This is a genomic window from Lysinibacillus fusiformis (assembly GCF_002845985.1).
Lineage (GTDB): Bacteria > Bacillota > Bacilli > Bacillales_A > Planococcaceae > Lysinibacillus > Lysinibacillus fusiformis_D.
The window spans coordinates 1-427 of the sequence record NZ_PDFK01000023.1 but is presented as its reverse complement, the minus strand read 5'-3'; the positions used below and the strand labels follow the sequence as shown (position 1 = coordinate 427).

General features: G+C 41.0%; 1 protein-coding gene. It reads left to right on the top strand.

Going from position 1 to position 427, the window contains the following annotated elements:
• Positions 1-427, top strand: a 427-nt coding sequence (locus CRI88_RS22280; protein WP_145991352.1) for a transposase, incomplete at both ends; no start/stop codon positions are given.

Sequence of the window (427 nt, the reverse complement as noted above, 5' to 3'; positions counted from 1 at the left end):
TTTAAAAGAGATTATGCATCAAGGACTCCTCCATGCAGACCATTTATTTATCGATTCTACGCATGTGAAAGCGAGTGCGAATAAACGGAAGTATGATAAAAAGGTCGTGCGAAAAGAAACACGGGCTTATGAAGAGAAGCTTCAATTAGAGTTAAATATGGATCGTGAGGAACACGGAAAAAAGCCCTTTCCCCCGGAGAAATTTGAAAAAGAAGAATGGAAAGAAATAAAGGAAAGCACGACAGATCCTGAAAGTGGCTATTACGTGAAGGATGAACGTACGAAACAGTTTGCGTATTCTTTCCATGCAGCCACAGACGAAAAAGGCTTTGTCTTAGGTACCATTGTGACTCCGGGAAATGTGCACGATAGCCATGTATTACAGCCACTTGTGGAAAGGGTCATTCAAAACGTTCAAAAACCAATC